Origin of the sequence: Leisingera sp. (assembly GCF_034669605.1) — a bacterium.
Classification (GTDB): domain Bacteria; phylum Pseudomonadota; class Alphaproteobacteria; order Rhodobacterales; family Rhodobacteraceae; genus Leisingera.
On sequence record NZ_JAXMOX010000368.1, the window covers coordinates 1 to 2,014 of the forward strand.

A 2,014-nucleotide genomic window follows, 5' to 3' on the forward strand; every position below is an offset into this window, starting at 1 on the left:
GTGAGTTTCAGGGTCATGCCCTGTTTCAGCGCCACATCGACATAGGTTTTGCCGAAGAGGTTGACCAGATGGCCGTCGCAGCCCTCGGGCAGGCCATAGGGCACACCCAGATCGCGGCAGGCCAGGACGACGCTGCCGCGTGGCGCCCACAGATCGCTCATCAGCGAGAAGCTGAGCGGGGTGGGGCGGGGCAGCACCTCGGACATTTCGTCCTGTTCCAGGATGATTTGGTCCGGATCTGCATCGCCGTAACGGTCCAGCACTTCGCGCCATTCGGCGAGGCGGGTTTTCTCCTGCTCGGTGCCGAGGCTGAGCGTGGTGATGTCGCGGCTTTGCACGATCTGGAACGCACCGTTTGCATAGGCCCATTCCACGTCCTGCGGGGCGCCGAAAGTGTCTTCGATCTGCCGTCCGAGCGCCAGCAGCGGCGCCATGTCCAGCGTCTGGTCCTGATCTTCGGCGGCGGGCAGGCCGGTGTAGCGGCCAAAGCGCAGGGAGGTCGGGGTGACACGGCCCGAAACCAGGTCTTCACCGCAGCCCTCGACCCATTCGATCATCGCCATGCCGGGGGCCATCGGGTCCTGGGTGAAAAGGACGCCGGCATATTCCGCCTGCACCATCTCCTGCACCACGATATTGCCCTGACCGGTGCTGTCGCCCTCGCCGGAGTAGCTGGCGGCGCGCGCGGAGGAGAAGCTTCCCACCACCGCGTCCAAGGCGGCGCGCATGCTGTCCGCAGTCACGTCGAGCACCGATTCAAAGACGCCGGCAAAGCTTTGATCGGCGCCATCCTCGTTGCTGGCGGAGGAGCGCACAGCGACCGGCTTGCCGCCGGCCAGCGCGAAAACCTGTGCGGCAAATGCATCTTTGCGGGCAGGCGCCATGGCGCGGTAGTTCTGGATGGCGTCGGAGCGGACAATGACGCCGCCGGGCACCGGCAGGCCCGCGTTCCTGAGGATCGACAGGCGCAGCGCCTTGTTGCCGGCGTCCTGCAGTTCCTCGGTATAGCCCATCGGGATCACGCCGCGGGGCAGTTTGGCAAGCCTGCGTTTGTGGGCGCGCAGGGACAGCGCCGCGCCCAGTTTGCGGTGCATGCCGGTGACATAGGCGCGCTGGACCAGCAAGAGCGTCAGGCTGAAGCAGAGGTAGGCATTGGCGGCGCCGGACAGGGAAAACACCATCGCAAACAGCGCGGGCATGCCCAGCACCATCCACAAGAGTTTCTGCCGCTTGGTCTTGGCGACGGCCCACAACAGGTAGACCGCGGCCAGGGCGCAGAACAGCACCGGCATGATGAACAGCGGGTCAGGCACGCCGAGGTCGGCCATCCACAACAGCGGGGCCTGCAGGCTGGCGCTGGCCTCCTGTGCGGCGGAAACGCCCAGCATCATCACCGGCAGGAACAGCAGCGCGGTGAGGTTTTTCATCGGGGTGAGGCCCTTGGCGGCGTAGAATGCCTGCACCGCGCGGGCCTTGCGCACCGGGTCATGGGCCAGCTTTGCCTTCAGCGCCTTCATCTCGTCCGCGGTCTCATTGGTGATGATCTGATCGCGTTCGGATTTCAGTGCGACGGGCAGCACCAGGATGCGGGTCACGATGGACAGCGCCAAGAGGCCCAGCAGGATATGGCTGCGCTCATGCACCCACAGGAGGGCGGCTGCCAGCGCCGAGATCGCCTTGTCCCACAGACCGGTCTGCTGCTCGGCCAGCCAGTCCTGCACATGCGGTTTCGGTTTCGGTGCGACGAAATATTCCCATGGCAGAGTGTAGCGGCCGCGGAAATCAATGCCTTGCTGCGACAGCTCCAGCCCCAGCACCTGGCTCATGAAACAGCTGCGGCGGTCATAACAGGCGGCGATTGTGGGCCTCTCCGGATCCAGGTCCGCAATCCGTGCCATCAGGTCCTCGGTGGTCATCTTGCGGATCGGGATGTTGACGGCGCCGGGCAGGTGGCCGGCCTCGAAATCGCCGGGGTAGCGGGTGTCGACGATCTGCAGATCCTCGGTGGTCAGCA

Annotated in this window: 1 protein-coding gene; it reads right to left on the reverse strand. The window is 65.3% G+C overall.

The window, feature by feature from the left end:
- Window positions 1-2,014, reverse strand: a 2,014-nt coding sequence (locus VOI29_RS24320) for a PEP/pyruvate-binding domain-containing protein (protein ID WP_323784446.1), incomplete at both ends; no start/stop codon positions are given.